This window comes from Salmonella sp. GDC200615 (assembly GCF_050574145.1).
Classification (GTDB): Bacteria; Pseudomonadota; Gammaproteobacteria; order Enterobacterales; family Enterobacteriaceae; genus Salmonella; species Salmonella enterica.
The window spans coordinates 296,868-321,942 of record NZ_CP192247.1; the positions used below are offsets into that span (position 1 = coordinate 296,868).

Genomic DNA, 25,075 nt, shown 5'->3' on the forward strand with positions numbered 1-25,075 from the left:
AATCACTGTCTGATAAAAGAGTGGATGATATTCTCGTTGCTCATCGGCTTTGGCACGGTTGTTGCTCGCTGACGGTGCCAGGCAATACTGATTGAGAGGATTTGAATGACCAAAGAAATGCAAAATTTAGCTTTAGCCCCTGTTGGCAACCTGGAATCTTATATCCGGGCGGCGAACGCGTGGCCGATGTTATCGGCTGACGAGGAGCGGGCATTGGCTGAAAGGCTGCATTACCAGGGCGATCTGGAAGCAGCTAAAACGCTGATCCTGTCTCACCTGCGCTTTGTTGTTCATATTGCTCGTAACTATGCGGGCTATGGTCTGCCGCAGGCGGATTTGATCCAGGAAGGCAACATCGGCCTGATGAAAGCCGTACGTCGTTTTAACCCGGAAGTAGGCGTGCGCCTGGTTTCCTTCGCCGTACACTGGATTAAAGCAGAAATTCACGAATACGTGCTGCGTAACTGGCGTATCGTTAAAGTCGCAACCACGAAAGCGCAGCGTAAGCTGTTCTTTAATCTGCGTAAAACCAAGCAGCGTCTGGGCTGGTTTAATCAGGATGAGGTTGAAATGGTGGCGCGCGAACTGGGTGTTTCCAGTAAAGACGTGCGTGAGATGGAGTCGCGTATGGCGGCGCAGGACATGACGTTTGACATGTCTTCGGACGATGAGTCCGACAGCCAGCCAATGGCGCCGGTGCTGTATCTGCAGGATAAATCGTCTAACTTTGCCGACGGCATTGAAGACGATAACTGGGAAGAGCAGGCCGCCAACCGACTGACCGACGCGATGCAGGGGCTCGACGAGCGTAGCCAGGATATTATCCGCGCTCGCTGGCTGGACGAAGACAATAAGTCTACGTTGCAGGAGCTGGCCGATCGTTACGGCGTCTCCGCTGAGCGTGTGCGCCAGCTTGAAAAGAACGCCATGAAAAAGCTTCGCGCTGCGATCGAAGCGTAATCTTCGCGAATTGCCAATGAACCCTCGAATGTGAATTCGGGGGTTTTGTTTTTTGTAGGCCGGATAAGGCGTTTACCCTGCCATCCGGCAACACGTTTGCCCGATGGCGCTTCGCTTATCGGGCCTACGGACCCTTCCTCTCCCCCACCGACACAAATCTGTTATCTGAATGTAAATTTAGCTATTCCAAAATAATAAAAATCGGGTATGTTTTAGCGGAGTATGCTGCTAAAGCACGGGTAGCTAGCCAATAATCGAAATAAAGTGCTGAACAATAACACCACAACACACGTAACAACCAGAATAATGGGGATTATCAGGATGAATATGAAGGGTAAAACGTTATTGGCAGGATGTATCGCCCTGTCATTAAGCCATATGGCATTCGCAGAGGACATTAAAGTCGCGGTTGTCGGCGCGATGTCCGGTCCGGTGGCGCAGTATGGCGACCAGGAGTTTACCGGTGCGGAGCAGGCAATTGCCGATATCAATGCGAAAGGCGGTATTAAAGGCGATAAGCTCGTCGCGGTGAAATATGACGACGCCTGCGACCCGAAACAGGCGGTAGCTGTCGCTAACAAAGTGGTGAACGACGGCATCAGGTATGTTATCGGACACTTATGCTCCTCTTCCACACAGCCAGCCTCTGATATCTACGAAGACGAAGGCATCCTGATGATAACCCCGGCGGCGACCGCGCCGGAGCTGACCGCACGCGGCTATAAGCTGGTTTTGCGCACCACCGGTCTGGACTCTGACCAGGGGCCAACGGCGGCAAAGTATATTCTGGAGAAGGTAAAACCGCAGCGCATCGCGATTATCCACGATAAGCAGCAGTACGGCGAAGGGCTGGCGCGCGCGGTGCAGGACGGTCTGAAGAAAGGCGGCGTTAACGTCGTATTCTTTGACGGCATCACCGCCGGCGAAAAAGATTTCTCCACTCTGGTAGCGCGTCTGAAAAAAAGAGAATATCGACTTTGTCTACTACGGCGGTTATCACCCGGAAATGGGGCAGATCCTGCGCCAGTCCCGCGCCGCAGGGCTGAAAACCCAGTTTATGGGGCCGGAAGGGGTGGCGAACGTGTCGCTGTCTAACATCGCCGGAGAGTCAGCGGAAGGCTTACTGGTCACCAAACCGAAGAACTACGACCAGGTCCCGGCGAACAAACCGATTGTGGATGCTATCAAAGCCAAGAAACAAGATCCTAGCGGCGCGTTTGTCTGGACCACCTACGCCGCGCTGCAATCGTTGCAGGCGGGTCTGAACCAGTCTGACGATCCGGCGGAAATTGCCAAATACCTGAAAGGCGCCACGGTCGACACCGTAATGGGACCGCTGTCGTGGGATGAGAAAGGCGATCTGAAAGGATTTGAGTTCGGCGTGTTTGACTGGCATGCGAATGGTACGGCGACAGACGCCAAGTGATTTTCCTGGCGCCTTTCGCGCTGCAGGTGCGTTGGCTACGTTATTCAACCCCGGTCACTTACTTATGTAAGCTCCCGGGGATTTCATAACTTGCCGCCTGCCTGCAACGCGAAATTCTTGGAAAATTGCGAGGTGGTTTTTATCTTTTCTCCCGGCATGTAGGCCGGATAAGCGTCAGCGCCATCCGGCTTTCTTTTAGCGCTTCTCCCAGCCGTCATGCTGGGCGGTAAAACCTAACGCCTGCATAAACGCGGCCATCACGCTGCGGTCTTCAACACCGACATCCGCCATCCACCACGACGAGACGTTGGGATTATCGCGGATGACTTCTTCTACCAGGTATTGCCCGACGCCGCGACGACGGGTGATTTCAAGCACGCGTAAGGAATCCAGCGCGCCCTGCGTTCCGCTCAGCGTCACTCTTACGGCGCCCAACAAACGCTCGTTAAACCGCGCGGCATAAATCCGGTGCGTTTCATCTACGCTTAATGAGGAGGCGGAATATTCCGGCCAGATTTTGCCCAGATCGATCTGATCCTGAGCGCTAAAGTGTTCTAAACGAAGAATAGTCAGCTTCATCGACGGCTTGTCCCGATTTCAAAAGATGCGATCAGTGTACCGAAACAGGCAGGCCAGATGCTTTCTCTTTTTTGTGTCATTTACCAGGTTATTAATTTTTTAACAACGATAATTACAGTTTGAAGCATTAGAGAATGGAAAACAGGCAGCATAATTCCCTGAATGCTAGTGAATTATTCCACTTAATATGCCGTTATTTTATGCTGACAAGCGTGCTTTTTTTTGTTTATCTATAGCGAAAAGCAGAATATTATCTTTTCTTAATAGACTGAAAAATAGAGATTTTAATCTTATTATGCTTTAAATGCTGCGCTAACTCATTAATGAGTCAGTAAAAAGCGCACCATTTATAAAAAGTACAGTCTGCTTTTTAACCAGCAAAAACAAAACATATAACATCACGAATGGGGATACAGGCACATGAAACGGAAAGCGAAAACAATAATCGCAGGGATTGTTGCATTAGCAGTCTCGCAGGGGGCAATGGCAGATGATATTAAAGTCGCCATAGTCGGGGCGATGTCCGGCCCGGTAGCGCAATGGGGCGATATGGAATTTAACGGCGCGCGCCAGGCCATTAAAGACATCAACGCTAAAGGCGGTATTAAAGGCGATAAGCTGGTCGGCGTAGAGTACGATGATGCCTGCGATCCAAAACAGGCGGTGGCGGTGGCCAACAAAATCGTTAACGACGGTATTCAGTACGTTATTGGTCACTTGTGTTCTTCTTCTACTCAGCCAGCATCCGATATCTATGAAGATGAAGGTATTCTGATGATCTCTCCGGGGGCGACTAACCCGGAGCTGACCCAGCGCGGCTATCAGTACATTATGCGTACCGCCGGCCTGGACTCCTCCCAGGGGCCAACGGCCGCGAAATACATCCTGGAAACGGTGAAGCCGCAGCGCATCGCTATCATTCACGATAAACAGCAATACGGCGAAGGACTGGCGCGCTCCGTGCAGGATGGCCTGAAGCAGGGCAATGCCAATATTGTCTTTTTTGATGGTATTACCGCCGGTGAAAAAGATTTCTCCGCCCTGATTGCCCGCTTGCAAAAAGAGAATATCGACTTTGTGTATTACGGCGGCTACTACCCGGAAATGGGGCAGATGCTGCGCCAGGCGCGGGCTAATGGCCTGAAAACGCAATTTATGGGGCCGGAAGGCGTAGGTAACGCGTCGCTGTCCAATATTGCGGGCGGTGCGGCGGAAGGCATGTTGGTGACGATGCCAAAACGTTATGACCAGGACCCGGCGAATAAAGCGATTGTCGAAGCGCTGAAAGCCGACAAGAAAGATCCCAGCGGTCCGTACGTCTGGATCACCTACGCCGCCGTCCAGTCACTGGCGACCGCAATGACGCGTAGCGCCAGCCATGCTCCGCTGGATCTGGTGAAAGATCTTAAAGCTAACGGGGCTGATACCGTTATTGGGCCGCTGAAATGGGATGAAAAAGGCGATCTTAAGGGATTTGAATTTGGCGTCTTCCAGTGGCACGCCGACGGCTCGTCAACCGTCGCGAAGTAATGCCAGAAGATAAGTTATCCCACCGCCCGCACGCCGGGCGGGTTTAAAAAGGTTACCTTATGTCCGAGCAGTTTCTCTATTTCTTGCAGCAGATGTTTAACGGCGTCACGCTGGGGAGCACCTACGCGCTGATTGCTATCGGTTATACGATGGTGTACGGCATTATCGGCATGATCAACTTCGCTCATGGCGAGGTGTATATGATCGGCAGCTACGTCTCTTTTATGATCATCGCCGCGCTAATGATGATGGGAATAGACACCAGTTGGCTCCTGGTGGCCGCCGGATTTATCGGCGCGATTATTATTGCCAGCGCCTACGGCTGGAGTATCGAGCGAGTCGCTTACCGGCCCGTGCGCAACTCCAAGCGCCTGATTGCCCTGATTTCCGCCATCGGGATGTCCATCTTCCTGCAAAACTACGTCAGCCTGACGGAAGGTTCGCGCGACGTGGCGTTACCCAGCCTGTTTAACGACCAGTGGATTGTGGGCAGCAGCGAAAACTTTTCCGCGTCCATCACCACCATGCAGGCGGTTATCTGGATAGTCACCTTTCTGGCTATGCTGGCGCTCACCATTTTCATTCGCTACTCCCGGATGGGCCGCGCCTGCCGCGCCCGCGCGGAGGATCTAAAAATGGCCAGCCTGCTCGGCATTAATACCGACCGCGTCATTGCGCTAACGTTTGTTATCGGCGCGGCAATGGCGGCGGTGGCGGGCGTGCTACTCGGTCAGTTCTATGGCGTAATTAACCCCTACATCGGTTTTATGGCCGGGATGAAAGCGTTCACCGCGGCGGTGCTGGGCGGTATTGGCAGCATTCCGGGCGCGATGATCGGCGGTCTGATTTTGGGCGTCGCCGAAGCGCTCTCGTCTGCATATTTAAGTACCGAATATAAAGATGTCGTATCGTTCGCTCTGCTGATTCTGGTACTGCTGGTGATGCCGACCGGTATCCTGGGGCGTCCGGAGGTAGAGAAAGTATGAAACCGATGCATATTGCGATGGCTCTGTTCTCTGCGGCGATGTTCTTCGTTCTGGCTGGCGTCTTCATGGGCGTACAACTGGAGCTGGACGGCACCAAACTGGTGGTGGATACCGCCGCCGACATCCGCTGGCAGTGGATCTTTATCGGTACGGCAGTGGTTTTTTTCTTTCAGTTGCTGCGTCCGATGTTCCAGAAAGCGGTGAAGCACGTCTCCGGACCGAAGTTTATTCTGCCGGCGATCGATGGCTCTACCGTTAAGCAAAAGCTGTTTCTGATGGCGCTGTTGGTTATCGCCGTGGCGTGGCCGTTTATGGTGTCGCGCGGTAGCGTGGATATCGCCACTATGACCATGATTTATATCATCCTCGGTCTGGGGCTGAACGTGGTGGTGGGGCTGTCCGGCCTGCTGGTATTGGGCTACGGCGGCTTTTACGCCATCGGCGCTTATACCTTTGCGCTGCTCAACCACTATTATGGTTTGGGTTTCTGGACCTGCCTGCCGCTGGCGGGACTGGTCTCCGCCGCTGCTGGTTTCCTGCTCGGCTTCCCGGTACTGCGTCTGCGCGGCGACTATCTGGCGATTGTGACGCTCGGCTTCGGCGAAATCGTCCGTATCCTGCTGCTCAACAACACGGAAATTACCGGCGGCCCGAACGGTATCAGCCAGATCCCCAAACCGACGCTATTTGGTCTGGAGTTTAGCCGCAACACCCGAGAAGGCGGCTGGGATACCTTCAGCAATTTCTTTGGCGTGAAGTACGACCCATCCGACCGGGTCATTTTCCTCTATCTGGTGGCCCTGTTGCTGGTGGTCCTGTCGCTGTTTGTCATTAACCGCCTGCTGCGTATGCCGCTGGGCCGGGCGTGGGAAGCGTTGCGTGAGGATGAGATCGCCTGTCGCTCATTAGGTTTAAGCCCGACGCGCATCAAGCTGACCGCTTTTACTATCAGCGCCGCGTTTGCCGGTTTCGCCGGGACGTTGTTTGCCGCCCGCCAGGGCTTTGTCAGCCCGGAATCTTTCACCTTCGCCGAATCCGCCTTCGTGCTGGCGATTGTGGTGCTGGGCGGAATGGGCTCGCAGTTTGCGGTGATCCTGGCGGCGGTTCTGTTGGTGGTGTCGCGCGAGTTGATGCGCGATTTCAACGAATACAGCATGTTGATGCTCGGCGGTTTGATGGTGTTGATGATGATCTGGCGCCCGCAGGGATTGCTGCCGATGACGCGTCCGCAGTTGAAGCTGAAAAGTGGTCAGGCGAAAGGAGAGCAGGCATGAGTCAGCCATTATTAGCGGTTAACGGCCTGATGATGCGCTTTGGCGGTTTGCTGGCGGTCAACAATGTATCGCTGGAATTGCGTGAGCGGGAAATTGTGTCGCTGATTGGCCCTAACGGCGCGGGTAAAACGACGGTGTTTAACTGCCTGACCGGTTTTTATAAGCCGACAGGCGGTACGATCATGTTGCGCGAGCGGCATCTGGAAGGATTGCCGGGCCAGCAGATCGCCCGCATGGGCGTGGTACGTACTTTCCAGCATGTGCGTCTGTTCCGTGAAATGACGGTGATTGAAAACCTGCTGGTGGCGCAGCACCAGCAATTGAAAACGGGCCTCTTTTCCGGCCTGTTGAAAACGCCCGCTTTCCGCCGCGCGCAAAGTGAAGCGCTGGACCGCGCGGCGACTTGGCTTGAGCGTATTGGCCTGCTGGAACATGCCAATCGCCAGGCCAGTAATCTGGCCTACGGCGACCAGCGCCGGCTGGAGATTGCCCGCTGCATGGTGACGCAGCCAGAAATTCTGATGCTCGACGAACCGGCGGCCGGCCTTAACCCGAAAGAGACCAAAGAGCTGGATGAGCTGATTGCCGAACTACGTAACCATCACAACACCACTATCTTGCTGATTGAACACGATATGAAGCTGGTGATGGGCATTTCCGATCGCATTTACGTGGTGAACCAGGGCACGCCGCTGGCGAACGGCACGCCGGAAGAGATCCGCAACAACCCGGACGTCATCCGCGCTTATCTGGGTGAGGCATAAGATGGAAAAAACGATGTTAACGTTTGAAAAAGTCAGCGCCCACTACGGCAAGATTCAGGCGCTGCACGACGTCAGTCTGCACATCAACCAGGGGGAAATCGTTACCCTGATTGGCGCTAACGGCGCGGGGAAAACGACGCTGCTTGGCACCTTGTGCGGCGATCCGCGCGCCTCCAGCGGACGGGTGGTGTTTGACGGTAAAGACATAACCGACTGGCAGACGGCGAAAATCATGCGTGAAGCGGTGGCGATAGTGCCGGAAGGGCGGCGCGTCTTCTCGCGGATGACGGTAGAAGAGAACCTGGCGATGGGCGGTTTTTTTGCCGAGCGCGATCGGTTTCAGGAGCGTATCAAATGGGTGTACGAGCTGTTTCCGCGCCTGCATGAACGCCGTATCCAGCGAGCGGGCACCATGTCCGGCGGCGAACAGCAGATGCTGGCGATTGGCCGCGCGCTGATGAGCCAGCCGAGGCTATTGCTGCTGGATGAACCGTCGCTGGGGCTGGCGCCGATCATCATCCAGCAGATCTTCGACACCATTGAGCAGTTGCGCGAGCAGGGTATGACCATCTTCCTTGTCGAGCAAAACGCTAACCAGGCGCTGAAGCTCGCCGACCGCGGTTATGTGCTGGAAAACGGCCACGTGGTGCTATCCGATACCGGTGATGCACTGCTGGCGAACGAAGCGGTGCGCAGCGCCTATCTGGGCGGTTAGACTGTGCCAGGGGGAAGCGCGTGCGCCGCGCCCGGTAACGGCAAGCGGTAAAATTTTTCAAAAGAGCCTGATGGCTCTTTTTTTGTACGTGTTTGTTGTACAATAAACATGTACAACTGGGGAGATGTTTATGCGTACGGTTAACTATAGCGAAGCGCGGCAAAATCTGGCCGAAGTCCTGGAAAGCGCGGTGACGGCGGGCCCTGTCACCATCACGCGTCGTGGGCATAAGTCCGCAGTGATCATCAGCGCCGAGGAGTTTGAGCGTTATCAGACGGCGCGAATGGATGATGAGTTTGCTGCCATTATGGCGGTTCATGGCAATGAGCTCAGGGAGCTGGCGGATAAATGACCCTACAACTTATCTCAGCGGAAGAGATAATTCAGTTTCACGACAGGCTTCTCCGCGTTACGCCTGGTGTAACAGGCATGCCTGATCCTGGCCGCGCGGAAGCGCTAATGTACCGGGTACTCAATCAAATCGAATATGAAGGGGTGACCGACGTGTGGCTGCTGGCGGCAATGCATTTGCTCGCTATATCCCGTGGGCATATCTTCAATGATGGTAACAAACGTACCGCCTTATTTATTACGCTGCTGTTTTTAAAGCGTAACGGGATCTCACTCGCTGCGAATCCGGATTTTGTCGATATGACAGTCGATGCGGCGGCAGGGCGGCTTACGCTGGAGCAAATTGTCGTTCGCTTACGCGCCTGAGACGTTAATCCCGGCGACGCTCCGCCTGGTTGAGTTACGGCATGTGCGCCGCCCCCGGGAATAATGTCGTACCTATCCGTGCCGTAGCTCCCACTTTTCTTTTCCGGCGCTTTCACTGCCTTGCCATCTCTCTGTCGCCTTACTATCTTTTTTTTGTAATAAAAAAGTTATTTTTCTGTCATTCGAGCATGTCATGTTACCCCCGCGAACATAAAACGCGTGATATCGCGCATCCCGGCACAAAAAGAGAGATAACCGATGATATCGTTACGACATACAGCTTTAGGACTGGCGCTGAGTCTGGCATTTACGGGTCAGACGTTGGCCGTCACCACTATTCCATTCTGGCATTCAATGGAAGGGGAGTTAGGCAAAGAAGTTGATTCACTGGCGCAACGTTTCAACCAGGCCAATCCGGATTACAAAATCGTTCCGGTCTATAAGGGGAACTATGAACAGAACCTGAGCGCCGGGATCGCGGCATTCCGTACCGGCAACGCGCCGGCAATATTGCAGGTTTATGAGGTTGGGACAGCGACCATGATGGCCTCGAAAGCCATTAAGCCGGTTTATGAAGTGTTTAAAGACGCCGGTATTAACTTTGACGAGTCCCAGTTTGTACCGACCGTTGCAGGCTACTACACCGATGCTAAAAGCGGGCATCTGCTCTCCCAGCCCTTTAACAGCTCCACGCCGGTACTGTACTACAACAAAGACGCCTTTAAGAAAGCCGGTTTAGATCCGGAACAGCCGCCGAAAACCTGGCAGGAGCTGGCTGACTATACCGCGAAACTGAGAGCGGCAGGCATGAAATGCGGTTACGCCAGCGGCTGGCAAGGCTGGATCCAACTGGAAAACTTCAGCGCCTGGAACGGTCTCCCCTTCGCCAGTAAAAACAATGGTTTTGACGGTACAGATGCGGTGCTGGAGTTTAATAAGCCAGAGCAGGTGAAACATATCGCGCTGCTGGAAGAGATGAATAAAAAAGGCGATTTTAGCTATGTTGGGCGTAAGGACGAGTCTACCGAGAAGTTTTATAACGGTGACTGCGCGATGACAACCGCGTCCTCCGGCTCGCTCGCCAATATCCGCCAGTATGCCAAATTTAACTATGGCGTGGGTATGATGCCGTACGACGCGGATATCAAGGGCGCGCCGCAAAACGCTATTATCGGCGGAGCCAGCCTATGGGTCATGCAGGGTAAAGATAAAGAAACCTATACCGGCGTCGCCAAATTCCTCGACTTCCTGGCAAAACCGGAAAACGCTGCTGAATGGCATCAAAAAACCGGCTACCTGCCGATTACCACCGCCGCCTACGAGCTGACCCGCGAGCAGGGTTATTACGATAAAAACCCCGGTGCGGATATCGCCACTCGCCAGATGTTGAATAAGCCGCCGTTACCCTTCACCAAAGGCTTGCGTCTGGGCAATATGCCGCAGATTCGTACCATCGTGGACGAAGAGCTGGAAAGCGTCTGGACCGGGAAGAAAACCCCACAACAGGCGTTGGATACCGCGGTGGATCGCGGGAATCAGTTACTGCGTCGTTTTGAGAAAGCGAGCAAATCTTAAGTGTATAAGTGCCTGATGGCGCTGCGCTTATCAGGCCTACAGCGTTTGTAGGCCGGATAAGGTGCTTGCACCGCCATCCGGCACCTTCCAGGAAAAGAATCTTCATGTCATCATCCCGTCCGGTGTTCCGCTCGCGCTGGCTGCCGTATTTACTGGTTGCTCCGCAGTTGGTTATCACCGTTATTTTCTTTATCTGGCCTGCGGGCGAAGCGCTGTGGTATTCGCTGCAAAGCGTCGATCCGTTTGGTTTTTCCAGCCAATTTGTCGGGCTGGAGAATTTCGTCGCGCTTTTTCACGACAGTTATTATCTCGATGCCTTCTGGACGACGATTAAATTCAGCGCGCTGGTCACGTTTAGCGGCCTGCTGGTCTCGTTGTTTTTCGCCGCCCTGGTGGATTACGTGGTGCGCGGCAGCCGTTTTTATCAGACGCTGATGCTGCTGCCTTATGCCGTCGCGCCCGCCGTCGCCGCCGTATTGTGGATTTTCCTGTTTAACCCGGGGCGGGGATTAATCACCCATTTCCTCGGCGAATTCGGCTATGACTGGAACCACGCGCAAAACAGCGGTCAGGCGATGTTCCTGGTGGTATTTGCGTCAGTCTGGAAGCAGATTAGTTACAACTTTTTATTCTTCTTTGCCGCGCTGCAATCCATTCCCCGCTCGCTGGTGGAAGCGGCGGCCATTGACGGCGCCGGGCCGATTCGTCGTTTCTTCCGGCTTTCTTTGCCGCTTATTGCGCCGGTCAGTTTCTTCCTGCTGGTGGTCAACCTGGTGTACGCCTTTTTCGACACCTTCCCGGTGATTGACGCCGCGACCGCCGGCGGGCCGGTACAAGCCACCACGACGCTGATTTATAAGATCTATCGCGAAGGGTTTACCGGCCTGGATCTCTCGGCGTCCGCCGCGCAGTCGGTGGTGTTGATGTTCCTCGTCATCATTCTGACGGTGGTGCAGTTCCGCTATGTGGAAAGTAAGGTGCGTTACCAATGATAGAGAATCGTCGCGGGCTGACAATATTCAGCCATACCATGCTGATTCTGGGGATCGCGGTCATTTTGTTTCCGCTGTATGTCGCGTTTGTCGCGGCGACGCTGGACGACCGCGCGGTGTTTGAGACGCCGATGACGCTGCTTCCCGGCACGCAGTTACTGGAGAATATCAAAACTATTTGGGTCAACGGCGTCGGTGTTAATAGCGCGCCATTCTGGCTGATGATGCTTAACAGTTTCATTATGGCGTTCAGCATTACGGTAGGCAAAATCACGGTATCTATGATTTCCGCATTCGCCATCGTCTGGTTTCGTTTTCCCCTGCGTAACCTGTTCTTCTGGATGATTTTTATCACCCTGATGTTGCCGGTTGAAGTGCGTATCTTCCCGACGGTGGAAGTGATCGCCAACCTGAAAATGCTCGACAGCTATGCCGGTCTGACGCTACCGCTGATGGCGTCCGCTACCGCCACTTTCCTGTTTCGTCAGTTCGTTATGACGCTTCCGGATGAACTAGTGGAGGCGGCCCGTATTGACGGCGCGTCGCCGATGCGCTTTTTCCGCGACATCGTGTTGCCGCTGTCAAAAACCAACCTGGCGGCGTTATTCGTCATCACCTTTATCTACGGCTGGAACCAGTATCTGTGGCCGCTGTTGATTATCACCGACGTGAATCTTGGCACTGCCGTAGCGGGTATCAAAGGGATGATCGCCACCGGCGAAGGTACCACGCAATGGAACCAGGTGATGGCCGCGATGCTGCTGACTCTGATTCCCCCGGTCGTAATTGTGTTAGCCATGCAGCGCGCGTTTGTGCGTGGCTTGGTCGATAGTGAGAAATAAAATGGCTGGTTTAAAACTACAGGCAGTAACCAAAAGCTGGGACGGCAAAACCCAGGTCATTCAACCGTTAACGCTGGACGTGGCGGATGGCGAATTTATCGTGATGGTCGGGCCGTCCGGCTGCGGCAAATCAACGTTGTTGCGGATGGTGGCCGGTCTGGAACGCGTGACCAGCGGCGATATCTGGATTGATCGCAAACGTGTCACCGAGATGGAGCCCAAAGATCGCGGCATCGCGATGGTATTTCAGAACTATGCTCTCTATCCCCATATGAGCGTAGAGGAGAACATGGCGTGGGGGCTGAAAATTCGCGGTATGAGCAAAGCGCATATTGAAGAACGCGTGCGGGAGGCGGCGCGCATTCTGGAGCTGGACGGCCTGCTTAAACGCCGTCCACGCGAGCTTTCCGGCGGTCAACGGCAGCGCGTGGCAATGGGGCGCGCGATCGTCCGCGAACCGGCAGTCTTCTTATTCGACGAACCGCTCTCTAACCTCGACGCCAAGCTGCGTGTGCAGATGCGTCTGGAGTTACAACATCTGCATCGTCGTCTTCGTACCACCTCGCTCTATGTTACTCACGATCAGGTAGAGGCGATGACGCTGGCCCAGCGGGTGATGGTGATGAATAAAGGCGTCGCAGAACAGATTGGCACGCCGGTAGAGGTGTATGAAAAACTGGCCAGTCGCTTCGTGGCGAGCTTTATTGGCAGCCCGGCGATGAATCTGTTGGATGGTGTTATCAGCGCTTCCGGCGACCGTTTCGAATTGCCTGGCGGTCTGGCGTTGCCGATTGGTGCGGGCTATCGGGGTCATGCCGGACGTAAAATGACGCTGGGTATCCGCCCGGAGCATATTGCGTTAAGCTCGCAGGCGGAAGGCGGCGTGCCGCTAACGGTAGATACGCTGGAGATTCTGGGCGCGGATAATCTGGCGCATGGGCGCTGGGGCGATCAGAAACTGGTGGTGCGGTTGGCGCATCAGCAACGCCCGGCGGCGGGCAGTATGCTATGGCTGCATCTGCCGGAACATCAGCGGCATCTTTTTGATGGCGAAACAGGACAACGTGTATGAGTAACTGGCCTTATCCCCACATTGTCGCCCATCGCGGCGGCGGTAAACTGGCGCCGGAAAACACTCTGGCGGCGATTGACGTGGGCGCGCGATACGGGCACACCATGATTGAGTTTGATGCCAAGCTGTCGAAAGACGGCGAAATTTTCCTGCTGCATGACGATAACCTGGAGCGCACCAGCAACGGTTGGGGCGTGGCGGGCGAGTTGAACTGGCAGGATTTATTGCGTGTGGACGCTGGCGGTTGGTTTAGCGGCGAATTTAAAGGCGAGCCGCTGCCGTTGCTCTCGCAGGTGGCGGAGCGCTGCCGTAAACACGGCATGATGGCGAATATTGAGATCAAACCGACAACGGGGAGCGGAAGGCTAACAGGACGCGTCGTGGCGTCGGCCGCCCGCGAACTGTGGGCCGGGATGACGCCGCCGCTGCTTTCTTCCTTTGAGATAGAGGCGCTGGAAGCGGCGCAGGCGGCAGCACCTGAACTGCCGCGCGGGTTACTGCTGGATAAATGGCGTGAAGACTGGCGTGAACTGACGACCCGTCTGGGCTGTGTTTCCCTCCATCTCAACCATAAATTACTCGATGAGACGCGAGTGCAAGAGATTAAGGCCGCGGGTCTGCGGATTCTGGTGTATACCGTCAATCAGTCCCAGCGGGCGGCAGAGCTGCTGCGCTGGGGCGTGGATTGTATCTGCACCGATCGCATTGATGACATCGGCCCTCACTTTCAGTTTTAAGGGCCGTCAGTTTTAAGGGCTGATGGTTTTCAGCGGGATGTCAGGCTGCGGAGTCCCGCTGTCCTGCTGCAACATTGGCTGGGAATGGTTTAGCATCTGGTCCGGATTTCCGCTGCCGCTGAGCATTCCGCCCTGCGTATTGGGCAGCGTTTGCTGACCGAGCATACCGTTGCCCGGCTGTCCCTGCTGAACCCGCTGCGTATTGGCATTCAACTGCGACTGTAGATTTTGCTGCTGGCTGCGCGCCTGCGTTTGCATCTGTTGTTTCAACATACCCTGCTGCTGAATCTGCTGCGTTTGCATCTGCGTCTGCATACGCTGCTGGCTGGGGATCTGATAACCTGGCTGATTAGGATTATTCATAGTGTTAATTGGCTGGGCCAATACAGCAAAGGGTAACAAAGCCGTAATAAGTAGTAAGCGTTTCATTGTCGTCTCCTCCCGATGAGGCCTCTTTTTAAGTGTACCTCTATTTCGCCATGATGATGATTTTTTAAGCGTTGTGGACCAGGATTAAACGGGACATACACCCATTTATCTGGAGAAAAACAACGATGAAACCAACGTTTATGCGCTGGGTGGCGATCGCCGCTCTGCTGGCCGGGGGGACGTTTAGCGCGGTGGCCAATCCTCCCGTCGCGCCGCCAGTCTCCTATGGTGTTGAAGAAGATGTCTTTCATCCTGTGCGGGCGACGCAAGGGATGGTGGCCTCGGTGGATGCAATGGCGACGCAGGTTGGCGTGGATATCTTAAAGCAGGGCGGTAATGCCGTGGATGCCGCCGTCGCCGTGGGCTATGCGCTGGCTGTCACGCATCCGCAAGCCGGGAATCTGGGCGGCGGGGGATTTATGCTGCTGCGCACCAAAGACGGTAACACTACGGCGATTGATTTTCGTGAAATGGCGCCGGCTGGCGCGACCCGTGATATGTTCCTCGACGATCAGGGTAACGCCGATGCGAAAAAGTCGCTGACGTCGCATCTGGCATCCGGTACGCCGGGTACCGTGGCGGGGTTCTCGCTGGCGCTGGAGAAATACGGCACGATGCCGCTGAATAAAGTGGTGCGTCCGGCGATGAAGCTGGCGGAAGAGGGTTTTGTGGTTAACGATGCGCTGGCCGACGACTTAAAAACTTACGGCAGCGAAGTGATCCCCAACCATGAGAACAGCAAAGCCATTTTCTGGAAAGACGGCGAGCCGCTGAAAAAAGGCGATAAGCTGATCCAGAAGAATCTGGCGAAAAGCCTGGAAATGATTGCCGAAAACGGCCCGGATGCGTTTTATAAAGGGGCGATTGCTGACCAGATAGCCGGAGAAATGCAGAAGAACGGCGGTCTGATGACCAAAGAGGATTTAGCCAACTATAAAGCCGTTGAGCGTACGCCAATCAGCGGTGACTATCGCGGGTATCAGGTCTTCTCCATGCCGCCGCCATCCTCGGGCGGTATTCACATCGTACAGATCCTTAATATTCTTGAAAATTTCGACATGAAGAAGTACGGCTTTGGCAGCGCCGATGCCATGCAAATCATGGCGGAAGCGGAAAAATACGCCTACGCTGACCGCTCAGAGTATCTGGGCGATCCGGACTTTGTGAAAGTGCCGTGGCAGGCGCTGACCCACAAAGCCTATGCGAAAACGCTGGCCGATCAAATTGATATCAACAAGGCCAAACCTTCCAGCCAGATAAAACCGGGCAAGCTCGCCCCGTATGAAAGCAACCAGACCACCCACTTCTCGGTGGTGGATAAAGACGGCAATGCTGTGGCGGTGACCTATACCCTGAACACCACCTTCGGCACAGGAATTGTGGCGGGAAATACCGGTATTCTGCTGAATAATCAAATGGATGATTTTTCTGCTAAACCCGGTGTACCTAATGTTTATGGCCTGGTGGGCGGCGATGCTAACGCGGTCGGTCCGAAGAAGCGTCCGCTGTCGTCGATGTCGCCCACTATCGTGGTAAAAGACGGCAAAACCTGGCTGGTGACCGGCAGCCCTGGCGGGAGTCGAATCATCACTACCGTACTGCAAATGGTAGTGAACAGCATTGATTTCGGCATGAACGTCGCCGAAGCGACCAACGCGCCGCGTTTCCATCATCAATGGTTGCCGGACGAACTGCGGGTAGAAAAGGGCTTCAGTCCCGATACGCTGAAGTTGCTGGAACAGAAAGGGCAGAAAGTCGCGCTGAAAGAAGCGATGGGCAGTACCCAAAGTATTATGGTTGGCCCGGATGGCGAACTGTACGGTGCGTCTGACCCGCGTTCGGTGGATGATTTAACGGCGGGATACTGATTTTTAATTCCAGGCCCGGTGTCAGACACCGGGCTATTTGCAGATTATGCCGTGAGTAATCGGGCTGGATTATCAATACAAAGCTTGCGCAGAGTATCGTTGTCTACTCCGCGAGCAGCCAGATAGGCGAGGAAGACATTCGGGACAAACCCCCAGCCATTTCCGCCATTTTTCGCCCACATCTGTTTGAGAAAACATCATGGCTTAAAACGATTTGGTCGGCGTAACCCAGTACAATCAGATTCGCTACTGCATCTGCGGTCTCCTGAACGCCCGGCGCGACACCTTCTTTTGGGAAGGTGATGTCCAGACCAATCATGTCAAATTCAAGCCATACGCCACGGTCGAGCATTTTACGTTGATAGACGACATCTTTTCCTGAAGGGTCCGAATGCGCCAGCGAGACTTTTGCCGGAGAGACGTTCATTTCTTCCAGCACGATATCCAGCACCTCATCCCCCAGCCGCAGCCACCCCGGCATATGGATATTCATCGCCGTATGGGGGTTGTTACATTGTGCCAGAGACGCTGCCCGCAGGCTGTTACGCTCCGCTTGGGTAAACGCGGGGGATACGCCGATTTCACCGATCATGCCAGCGCGAATATCCGTCTCGCCAATACCCTGATTCAGTTCTTTATCAATGAGTGAGGCTAACAGCTCAACAGGTTTATGGATCCGGGTACTTTCAAATTTCTCCAGATAAGGTCCGGATGACGCAACGATATTCAAACCCGTTTTTAAGGCAACTTCTCGCAGCGCTGAGGCATCCCGTCCAATGGATTCTGATCCGGTGGCGTCGACAATCGTCCTGCCGCCTAAAGACATAAAATTATTGATTTCGAAGATAACATCATCAATCTCTTTGCGGTCCATGTTATCGGCGCAGCAGTATGGGTCGTGTTTCAGCCCCCACTGCAGGTCAGCACTGACTTTCTTTCCCACCAGTTGCTGTGAAAAAGCATAATGTGGCTCGTCTACGACCGAAGACAGATCGTTAAACAGATGTTCATGCGGTAGCGTCAGCCCCATATCCGTATGCGCCACCGGGCCTGTTACGGTTTGCAGGAAACCTTTCATTCTGACACCTCTATTCTTTGCGCCATTTTGGATGCTCTGTATTCAGGGATGGTGGTCACAATCGCACCGACTAACGCGAACAGCGTACCGATGATGGTGACCAGGTAGACCGTATTGCCTAATGAAGGGATCAATTCATCAATTAGCACTGAGCCAAGCAGTTGGCCTGCTGTTGACGCTACGCCCAGCATCAATAGCCCTAAGCCTCTCACCAGAATCGCCATTAGCCCGATGGACAGCAGACCCAGCGGACCACCGAGATACATCCACCATGTATCGGGTAACTGAATGGTGACATGGCCTAATGCGATACGTATCGCCAGCGCCGCGCCCAGGACACAAAAGCCGACGATGAAGTTCCATGTAATGGACACCAGCATGGAGCCCGTTGTCTCGGCGACTTTCGCATTTCCCGCAGGCTGCCAGCCAGCGAGTAACCCTGCCAAAAAGGGGAGGATAGCGAGCAGGATAAACGAGGTTGAGTGCCACTGTGGCGACACGACAAAAATGGTGGCGATAACGGCGAATAATGCGCCAGTAATGCGCCATGGCGTAAAATATTTCTTCTCCTCCACACCGATGCCAAAACGGTCGCACAGCAGGCCGGAAAGAAGCAGAGCGGAAATTAATGCCGTTTGAAAGGTGGCAACGCCCAGCGCGCTGGCGGATGCGCCTTCAGAAAATACGACCATCGCCCCGCATAATCCTGCAAACCAATTCCATAGCGGGATTTTTCTCTTTTTAATCAGAGTAGGGATTGAGGCGAATTGCTGGCGTGTTTCTTTGCGCGCAATAATAATAAAAAACATGACGACCAGACCGCTGGCAAACGAGATTACTGCGCAAGCATTACCGTCTTGTAACCAATGTCCTAACTGCCCATTAACGGCAGACTGCATCGGGGAAAGCATACCGGCTAAGATGGTGGCAAGCATCAGTAAGGGGGTTGAGTACTTATTCTTGTTCATACATCAATCCTTATATTTTATAAAAGGAGTAACTTTCGTTACTCCATTGTTTTTTATTTTCTGGCGATGAATTGAAGCGTGTTGACCCACAGGTCGGTATAAAACGGCCATGACATAAACTGCTGGGTTCCCCAGTGTGGGGAGCAGTCACTCATAAAGCAGGCGGTTTTACCCTGCTGGTATTCACCGAACACTAACAATGGGTCATTATTTATTGTTAATACGACATCGGCATCGTCTCTGGCGACGGCCTGGTTATATCCAAGAAATACCGGATAATCTGAGAACCCGTTAACAACAGGATGTTCAGGTGAGACAGCCTCAGCACAGATACCCTCGGGCTTTTCTACCCGGTCATCGCCATCAAGCATAATAACTGGCAGAACCTCAGCAAGAACGGTGTTCTTATAATTGGCTTTTGCCTCAATACCCATGAACGACAGATAGCCACCAATCATGAGTAGTCCACCGCCATTTTTGACGTACTCTTTAATGGACTCCAGAGCGTTTGGTTTTATTTTTAGCTGATAAAATGTCTCGTTTTGCAACAGGAAGGTATTACTACCAATGTCGCTAATAACAATCACATCGTAACGGTTTAATTCGTCAATACTCTCTGGAAAGGCAATTTGTACCGTGTGGGCAGGCATGTAATCAATATCAACGCCGCCTTTCCTCAAGCATTCCAGTAACCATGTAGCGCCTTCTTCATATTTACTGGAGGTGAAACTGTCATAACCTTTTGAATGAATCATATGAATATGCCAGGATTCTCCAATAAAGAGCACCTTTAGTTTTTTCTGCGTATTGTTCATAGTCTGCTCCTTGATTTAGTGAGTAGAGATAGTTTGTAATGTGAACCCTGAATACGATGAAGAACGGAGTCGTTTTCCGGCATATCAGAGGCATTAGGCGTTTCAACCGCAAGTGAGGCAAATGCGCTGGCGTAGCACAATGCGGATGCCAGTGACTTTCCTTTTGCAAGACCAGATGCGAGTGCGCCATTGAAAGCGTCACCCGCTCCCGCAGTATTTTTTACAACCGCCGGAAATGCCGGGGAATAGATGAATTGTGTGCCATCATAAGCAAGCGAACCTTTGCTACCTAACGTAATAATGGTATTTTTGACGCCTTTCTGGTGAATAATTTTGGCCGCGCATTTGGCTGATTCGATATCATTAACCGCCATATTGGCCAGCAGGCCTGCTTCCGTTTCATTTGGCGTAATATAGTCAATGTTATCAATGATGGTGTTAACCATGTCATTGTACGGCGCTGGATTGATGATGACCGGTATGTCATTTTTTTGTGCGAGACGAATTGTTTGCTGCAGCGCTTCGTAATTCGTCTCCAGTTGGACAAGAACAATATCTGAATGAACAATGGCTTCTTTCTGAATGGTGATTTCATCAGGGGAAATTGTCATGTTGGCGCCAGGGTAGATAGCGATGACGTTATCTCCGGTATCTCCATTCACCATGATGGTTGCTGTACCTGTTTGTGTTTCTTTGGTCTGGTAGATAACACTTTTATGGATTTTTGATGAGTTTATAAAATTAATGGCGTAATCACTAAAATGATCTGAGCCGACTTTAGTAATAAAATGCACATCAGAGTCGGCATAGCTTGCTGCTAATGCCTGATTACATCCCTTACCGCCGGGTGAAAAAATAAATTTATCGGCCAGCAATGATTCTCCCGTTGAGGGTAATCTCGGTAGATAACTGATGATATCAACATTGAACGAGCCAATAACACATACATTATTTTTCATGGCAGAGAGACCTTTTTTTATTTTCTGCGCTGATTCATATTTTTCCAGCACATAAGCAATTTCATTTTTTGCGACGTTATCAAGAGAATCAAGGGTAATAAATGCACCACCATGACAGCGAGTAAGATATCCCTGTCCGGCAAGTTCATTGAGATCTGAACGAATAGTTTCCTTTGTTACCTTGAGACTTTTCGCCAGATTTGAAACTTTTACAACTCCCGAAATACTGAGTTCCTTCAATATTCTATGATGGCGTTCAAATTTCATTTTTTACCTCACCGTGGTTAAATTAGTCCCGGGAGGAGTATATTGTTGTGATTGTCACCATAAAGTGATGGCAGAAACCAAAAAAAACAAAAATGTAATATTAATATTGCTAAAATTACGGAAAAAACGGTGATAAAGCTTAAAGCGGTAATAACCATGAAATTCAGGTGGTTATTGTTTTGATATAGGGGAAGTAGGTTGCAATAACTGGGATGTTGTGAAGGTTTGTGACGTTTCGCCCCACAGGGTGGGGCGGGGAAGCGCTATTTCACGCGCGCCATAAAGTACGCATCAACGTACTCACCGTTGCGCAGGCCGTATTTCTTACCGGTGCCTTCGATTTCAAAGCCGTACTTCTTATACACCGCCACCGCGGGCTCGTTATCAACAAACACCGTTAACTCAATACGCTCGACGCGCAGCCAGTTGTCGCACATGTCGATCATGGTGTGGATCAGCGCGCTGGCAATGCCACGATTGTGCCACCGGGCATCCACGCAGATACCAAAATCGGCCACGTGGCTGCGACGGGGACGTTGGGTGACCTGAATAGAAAGATGGCCAACGACAATATCGTCAATGCAGGCAACCAGTTGTTTAACCCCGGCTTGCTCGGTTAGCCGCGCCTGCCACATTTCGAGGGAAGGATGAGGAACCTGTAGCGTGTTGTGGTACACCTCCGGCTGGGCGTGGATCTGACGAATGGCGTCGTAATCTTTCGGTTCAGCGTGGCGTATCACTATTTCACTCATTCCTTATCTCCTGCAGGGGGAATTGTGTATTTACACTCGCTGAGAAAGAAAATTCCGTCAACTGCATTTTTTTGCAAAAAGAAGTAGACAAGTGCGAATGAGAATGATTATTATTGCCTTGCATTCAGGGGAACCCCTACGGAGAACCTGAAAGCACGACATTGCTCACATTGCTTCCAGTATTATTTTGGCCAGCTTTTGCTGGCTTTTTTTTGGGTTTTGTTTCAGCCTGGCTTACTTGTCATTTTGTCCCCGGGAAGTGCTCGTGCTCCTCACGTACATTTAGTACGCTCCGGGCCCTGCGCGCTTGCCGTGAACAATCTGCCTGCGCCACTTACGCCCGATCTTGAGGCATCTGCTTTTGTAGGCCCAAAAAGGCAACGCCGCATCCGGCAAAGAATCCAACATTCAGTCTCCTCACGCTTTGCGCTATGGTGTAAACAATCATCTTCAAAAGGATCGTCTCATGACCTTACACTGCGCATTTATTGGATTCGGCAAAAGTACCACCCGTTACCATCTCCCCTATGTTCTGAATCGTAAAGATACCTGGCATGTCGCGCATATTTTCCGTCGTCACGCTAAACCGGAAGAGCAGGCGCCACAGTATTCACATATTCACTTCACCAACGATCTGGATGAGGTGTTGGGCGATCCGCAGGTAAAGCTGGTGATCGTCTGTACGCATGCTGACAGCCATTTCGAATACGCCAAACGCGCGCTGGAAGCGGGTAAAAATGTGCCGGTTGAGAAACCTTTCACGCCGAAGCTGGCGGAGGCAAAAGTGTTGTTCGACCTGGCGCGAAGCAAAGGACTGACCGTTACGCCGTATCAGAATCGTCGTTTTGATTCCTGTTTTCTCACGGCTAAAAAAGCGATAGAGAGCGGCAAACTGGGCAAGATTGTCGAAATTGAAAGCCATTTCGATTATTACCGCCCGGTAGCAGAAACCAAACCGGGCCTGCCGCAGGACGGCGCATTCTATGGACTTGGCGTCCACACCATGGATCAAATTATTTCGCTATTTGGCCGCCCGGATCATGTCGCGTATGACATTCGTAGCCTGCGTAATAAAGCGAATCCGGATGACACCTTTGAAGCGCAACTGTTTTATGGCGATTTGAAGGCTATCGTTAAAACCAGCCATCTGGTGAAAATCGACTATCCGAAGTTTATTGTTCACGGCACCAAAGGTTCGTTTGTGAAATACGGTATCGATCAACAAGAAACCAGCCTGAAAGCGAACATTATGCCCGGTGAACCCGGTTTCGCCGCTGACGAATCCGTCGGCGTGCTGGAATATGTTAACGATGACGGCGTGACCGTGAAAGAAGAGGTGAAACCGGAAACGGGTGACTATGGTCGCGTCTATGATGCGCTGTACCAGACGTTGACCGTCGGTACGCCTAATTACGTCAAGGAATCTGAAGTTCTTACCAACCTGGAAATCCTCGAGCGTGCTTTCGAACAGGCATCGCCTGCGACGATAACCCTCGCTAAATAGCCCTTACAGACTCCTCTGCGCTTATTCATATTTTTTGAACAGAGGAGTCAATTTTCACCCTCTATGATCCCGGACGGAATGAGTCCACACTTATTCCATCGAAAACATCTGGGGATGAACACAATGATCTACTTACGCAAAGCAAACGACCGCGGTCATGCGAATCATGGCTGGCTTGACTCCTGGCATACTTTTTCTTTTGCCGATTATTACGATCCGAACTTTATGGGGTTCTCGGCGCTGCGTGTGATTAACGACGATGTGATCGACGCAGGCCAGGGGTTCGGCACGCATCCGCATAAAGACATGGAAATTTTGACCTATGTGCTGGAAGGTGCCGTAGAACACCAGGACAGTATGGGCAATAAAGAACAGGTTCCGGCCGGTGAATTCCAGATTATGAGCGCCGGGACCGGCGTTCGCCACTCCGAGTACAACCCGAGCAAAACGGATCGTCTGCGGCTGTACCAGATCTGGATCATTCCGCAAGAAACAGGCATCATGCCGCGCTACGAACAGCGCCGCTTCGACGCCGCGCAGGGCAAGCAACTGGTGCTTTCGCCAGATGCTCGCGATGGTTCGCTGAAGGTCCACCAGGATATGGAGCTGTACCGCTGGGCGCTGCTCAAAGATGAGCAGTCGGTGCATCAGATTGCCGCTGAGCGCCGCGTCTGGATCCAGGTGGTAAAAGGTAACGTGACCATTAACGGTACTAAAGCCACCACCAGCGACGGCCTGGCGATTTGGGATGAGCAGGCAATCTCGATTCATGCCGATAGCGACAGTGAAGTGTTGTTGTTTGACTTGCCGCCAGTCTAAAAATACACGTCATCCTTCAAGCCGCATCTGTGTTGGCTTTATTACTCGGCCCATCCATAGGCCTCGCCCCTTCGGGGCCGCTGCGAGCAGCGTTCAAATCTGCTCCCGGCAGATTTGTCGCTCACCCCGGTCGCATACTTAATGTACGCTCCCGGGGATTTACTGAGGGACATCCTTGTCCCTCACCAGAGGCAACCTTCGGTTGTTCAAATTCGTTCCTGACGAATTTGTCACTGCGTCGCCGCCTTGATGCAACTCGAATGATTTTGTGTATTTCTCACAATAAAAAAACGACTTTTTTCTCTGCGAAGGTTCACGCACGTCCGTGGTAAACTGGGCAAATCTATCCCTTTTATACCTTTCAGGACGATGAAAAAGAAAAGACCCGTACTTCAGGATGTAGCCGACCGCGTGGGCGTGACCAAAATGACGGTCAGCCGTTTTTTGCGTAATCCGGAGCAGGTCTCCGTCGCGCTGCGGGGTAAAATTGCGGCTGCGCTTGATGAGCTCGGGTACATTCCTAATCGCGCGCCTGACATTCTTTCCAACGCCACCAGCCGCGCCATTGGCGTTCTGCTGCCGTCTTTAACCAACCAGGTCTTTGCGGAAGTGTTACGCGGCATTGAGGCTGTCACCGACGCGCATGGTTATCAAACCATGCTGGCGCACTACGGCTATAAACCGGAGATGGAGCAGGAGCGCCTGGAATCGATGCTCTCCTGGAATATCGACGGCCTGATCCTCACTGAGCGTACCCATACGCCGCGCACCTTAAAAATGATCGAAGTCGCCGGGATTCCGGTGGTGGAACTGATGGACAGCCAGTCGCCGTGTCTCGATATTGCCGTCGGTTTTGACAACTTCGAGGCCGCCCGTCAGATGACCGCCGCGATTATCGCGCGTGGTCATCGTCATATCGCCTATCTGGGGGCGCGCCTCGACGAACGTACTATCATCAAGCAGAAGGGCTATGAACAGGCGATGCGGGACTCAGGCCTGGTTCCTTACAGTGTGATGATGGAGCAATCTTCATCCTACTCTTCCGGTATCGAACTCATGCGCCAGGCGCGACGCGAATACCCACAGCTTGACGGTATTTTTTGCACCAACGATGACCTGGCGGTGGGGGCGGCCTTCGAATGCCAGCGCCTGGGGCTAAAAATCCCGGACGACATGGCGATCGCCGGGTTCCACGGTCATGACATCGGCCAGGTGATGGAACCGCGTCTGGCAAGCGTCCTGACGCCGCGCGAGCGAATGGGCAGCATTGGCGCGGAACGTTTGTTAGCCCGCATTCGCGGCGAAACGGTCACGCCGAAAATGTTAGATTTAGGTTTCACCTTGTCACCGGGCGGATCTATTTAGTCTGACAACTTTGAAGTAGCTCACACTTATTCACTTTTGGCACGAATGGTCATTGCGTCGTGAATGGTGCGGTTGGACAATG

Annotated in this window: 24 protein-coding genes and 2 pseudogenes; 18 read left to right on the top strand and 8 right to left on the bottom strand. The window is 52.8% G+C overall.

Going from position 1 to position 25,075, the window contains the following annotated elements; genetic code table 11:
- Nucleotides 1–105: 105 nt before the first annotated feature.
- Together rpoH and livJ are read left to right on the top strand one after the other, a co-directional pair.
- Entirely contained in the window at nucleotides 106–960 is an 855-nt protein-coding gene (rpoH, locus tag ACQ29O_RS01355; protein ID WP_000159621.1) for an RNA polymerase sigma factor RpoH, read from the top strand.
- A 321-nt stretch (nucleotides 961–1,281) separates the two neighbouring features.
- Nucleotides 1,282–2,386 (top strand): annotated as a pseudogene (gene livJ / locus ACQ29O_RS01360) (branched chain amino acid ABC transporter substrate-binding protein LivJ).
- Between the two features lie 83 nt (nucleotides 2,387–2,469).
- Here the strand turns inward: livJ and ACQ29O_RS01365 are convergent.
- Together ACQ29O_RS01365 and panM are read right to left on the bottom strand one after the other, a co-directional pair.
- Complete coding sequence (locus ACQ29O_RS01365) at nucleotides 2,470–2,604, bottom strand: hypothetical protein (RefSeq protein WP_001517957.1); 135 nt, start codon at nucleotides 2,602–2,604, stop codon at nucleotides 2,470–2,472.
- Nucleotides 2,582–2,965: an aspartate 1-decarboxylase autocleavage activator PanM gene (gene panM / locus ACQ29O_RS01370; protein ID WP_000778868.1), complete on the bottom strand. Its 384-nt coding sequence runs from the start codon at nucleotides 2,963–2,965 to the stop codon at nucleotides 2,582–2,584. The genes ACQ29O_RS01365 and panM overlap by 23 nt, the downstream gene beginning before the upstream one ends.
- Before the next feature lie 420 nt (nucleotides 2,966–3,385).
- On the opposite strand from panM, the gene livK reads away from it, so the two are divergent.
- The 12 genes from livK to ugpQ all read left to right on the top strand — a co-directional run bounded on the left by livK (nucleotide 3,386) and on the right by ugpQ (nucleotide 14,169).
- Nucleotides 3,386–4,495, top strand: a complete 1,110-nt coding sequence (gene livK / locus ACQ29O_RS01375; protein ID WP_000822976.1) for a high-affinity branched-chain amino acid ABC transporter substrate-binding protein LivK — start codon at nucleotides 3,386–3,388, stop codon at nucleotides 4,493–4,495.
- A gap of 59 nt (nucleotides 4,496–4,554) precedes the next feature.
- Nucleotides 4,555–5,481, top strand: coding sequence for a high-affinity branched-chain amino acid ABC transporter permease LivH (gene livH, locus ACQ29O_RS01380; protein ID WP_045161962.1), 927 nt, complete (start codon nucleotides 4,555–4,557; stop codon nucleotides 5,479–5,481).
- Nucleotides 5,478–6,755: a branched chain amino acid ABC transporter permease LivM gene (gene livM, locus ACQ29O_RS01385; RefSeq protein ID WP_000803764.1), complete on the top strand. Its 1,278-nt coding sequence runs from the start codon at nucleotides 5,478–5,480 to the stop codon at nucleotides 6,753–6,755. Before livH ends, livM begins: the two co-directional genes overlap by 4 nt.
- A complete protein-coding gene (gene livG, locus ACQ29O_RS01390; protein ID WP_000082080.1) occupies nucleotides 6,752–7,519 on the top strand; it encodes a high-affinity branched-chain amino acid ABC transporter ATP-binding protein LivG in 768 nt (255 codons plus the stop codon). Before livM ends, livG begins: the two co-directional genes overlap by 4 nt.
- 1 nt (nucleotide 7,520) lies before the next feature.
- Nucleotides 7,521–8,234 (top strand): high-affinity branched-chain amino acid ABC transporter ATP-binding protein LivF, encoded by a 714-nt coding sequence (gene livF, locus ACQ29O_RS01395; RefSeq protein ID WP_000416114.1) that lies wholly within the window; start codon nucleotides 7,521–7,523, stop codon nucleotides 8,232–8,234.
- Between the two features lie 130 nt (nucleotides 8,235–8,364).
- The gene (locus tag ACQ29O_RS01400) at nucleotides 8,365–8,586 is read left to right on the top strand and encodes a type II toxin-antitoxin system Phd/YefM family antitoxin (protein ID WP_001522145.1); all 222 of its coding nucleotides are present in this window, start codon (nucleotides 8,365–8,367) and stop codon (nucleotides 8,584–8,586) included.
- On the top strand, nucleotides 8,583–8,951 hold the full coding sequence (locus ACQ29O_RS01405) for a type II toxin-antitoxin system death-on-curing family toxin (protein WP_000174964.1): 369 nt from the start codon (nucleotides 8,583–8,585) through the stop codon (nucleotides 8,949–8,951). Before ACQ29O_RS01400 ends, ACQ29O_RS01405 begins: the two co-directional genes overlap by 4 nt.
- Before the next feature lie 258 nt (nucleotides 8,952–9,209).
- The gene (ugpB, locus tag ACQ29O_RS01410) at nucleotides 9,210–10,526 is read left to right on the top strand and encodes a sn-glycerol-3-phosphate ABC transporter substrate-binding protein UgpB (protein WP_000624755.1); all 1,317 of its coding nucleotides are present in this window, start codon (nucleotides 9,210–9,212) and stop codon (nucleotides 10,524–10,526) included.
- A gap of 104 nt (nucleotides 10,527–10,630) precedes the next feature.
- Nucleotides 10,631–11,518, top strand: a complete 888-nt coding sequence (gene ugpA, locus ACQ29O_RS01415; protein ID WP_000099303.1) for a sn-glycerol-3-phosphate ABC transporter permease UgpA — start codon at nucleotides 10,631–10,633, stop codon at nucleotides 11,516–11,518.
- Nucleotides 11,515–12,360 (top strand): sn-glycerol-3-phosphate ABC transporter permease UgpE, encoded by an 846-nt coding sequence (gene ugpE, locus ACQ29O_RS01420; protein WP_000572194.1) that lies wholly within the window; start codon nucleotides 11,515–11,517, stop codon nucleotides 12,358–12,360. Before ugpA ends, ugpE begins: the two co-directional genes overlap by 4 nt.
- 1 nt (nucleotide 12,361) lies before the next feature.
- Nucleotides 12,362–13,432 (top strand): sn-glycerol-3-phosphate import ATP-binding protein UgpC, encoded by a 1,071-nt coding sequence (locus ACQ29O_RS01425; protein WP_000907835.1) that lies wholly within the window; start codon nucleotides 12,362–12,364, stop codon nucleotides 13,430–13,432.
- Nucleotides 13,429–14,169, top strand: coding sequence for a glycerophosphodiester phosphodiesterase (ugpQ, locus tag ACQ29O_RS01430; RefSeq protein WP_000073555.1), 741 nt, complete (start codon nucleotides 13,429–13,431; stop codon nucleotides 14,167–14,169). The genes ACQ29O_RS01425 and ugpQ overlap by 4 nt, the downstream gene beginning before the upstream one ends.
- A gap of 12 nt (nucleotides 14,170–14,181) precedes the next feature.
- Here the strand turns inward: ugpQ and ACQ29O_RS01435 are convergent, their stop codons facing one another.
- Nucleotides 14,182–14,598, bottom strand: a complete 417-nt coding sequence (locus ACQ29O_RS01435) for a DUF2756 family protein (RefSeq protein ID WP_000826040.1) — start codon at nucleotides 14,596–14,598, stop codon at nucleotides 14,182–14,184.
- A 125-nt stretch (nucleotides 14,599–14,723) separates the two neighbouring features.
- On the opposite strand from ACQ29O_RS01435, the gene ggt reads away from it, so the two are divergent.
- Nucleotides 14,724–16,466 carry a gamma-glutamyltransferase gene (ggt, locus tag ACQ29O_RS01440; protein WP_000805107.1) on the top strand — a complete coding sequence of 581 codons (1,743 nt, stop codon included), beginning with the start codon at nucleotides 14,724–14,726 and terminating at the stop codon, nucleotides 16,464–16,466.
- Between the two features lie 44 nt (nucleotides 16,467–16,510).
- Here the strand turns inward: ggt and ACQ29O_RS01445 are convergent.
- From ACQ29O_RS01445 to yhhY, 5 genes and pseudogenes are all read right to left on the bottom strand, one after another.
- Nucleotides 16,511–17,544 (bottom strand): annotated as a pseudogene (locus ACQ29O_RS01445) (phosphotriesterase family protein).
- On the bottom strand, nucleotides 17,541–18,512 hold the full coding sequence (locus ACQ29O_RS01450) for a DMT family transporter (protein ID WP_020937268.1): 972 nt from the start codon (nucleotides 18,510–18,512) through the stop codon (nucleotides 17,541–17,543). The pseudogene ACQ29O_RS01445 and the gene ACQ29O_RS01450 overlap by 4 nt, the downstream one beginning before the upstream one ends.
- A gap of 53 nt (nucleotides 18,513–18,565) precedes the next feature.
- Nucleotides 18,566–19,327, bottom strand: a complete 762-nt coding sequence (locus ACQ29O_RS01455) for a glutamine amidotransferase (RefSeq protein WP_001066509.1) — start codon at nucleotides 19,325–19,327, stop codon at nucleotides 18,566–18,568.
- Entirely contained in the window at nucleotides 19,324–20,553 is a 1,230-nt protein-coding gene (locus ACQ29O_RS01460) for a PfkB family carbohydrate kinase (RefSeq protein ID WP_020937269.1), read from the bottom strand. The genes ACQ29O_RS01455 and ACQ29O_RS01460 overlap by 4 nt, the downstream gene beginning before the upstream one ends.
- Nucleotides 20,554–20,816: 263 nt before the next feature.
- Nucleotides 20,817–21,305 (bottom strand): N-acetyltransferase, encoded by a 489-nt coding sequence (yhhY, locus tag ACQ29O_RS01465; protein WP_001290277.1) that lies wholly within the window; start codon nucleotides 21,303–21,305, stop codon nucleotides 20,817–20,819.
- 466 nt (nucleotides 21,306–21,771) lie between these two features.
- On the opposite strand from yhhY, the gene ACQ29O_RS01470 reads away from it, so the two are divergent.
- From ACQ29O_RS01470 to gntR, 3 genes are all read left to right on the top strand, one after another.
- A complete protein-coding gene (locus ACQ29O_RS01470) occupies nucleotides 21,772–22,809 on the top strand; it encodes an oxidoreductase (protein WP_000172390.1) in 1,038 nt (345 codons plus the stop codon).
- 123 nt (nucleotides 22,810–22,932) lie between these two features.
- Entirely contained in the window at nucleotides 22,933–23,628 is a 696-nt protein-coding gene (locus ACQ29O_RS01475) for a pirin family protein (RefSeq protein WP_000639781.1), read from the top strand.
- A gap of 369 nt (nucleotides 23,629–23,997) precedes the next feature.
- Nucleotides 23,998–24,993: a gluconate operon transcriptional repressor GntR gene (gene gntR, locus ACQ29O_RS01480; RefSeq protein ID WP_000730243.1), complete on the top strand. Its 996-nt coding sequence runs from the start codon at nucleotides 23,998–24,000 to the stop codon at nucleotides 24,991–24,993.
- Nucleotides 24,994–25,075: the final 82 nt, after the last annotated feature.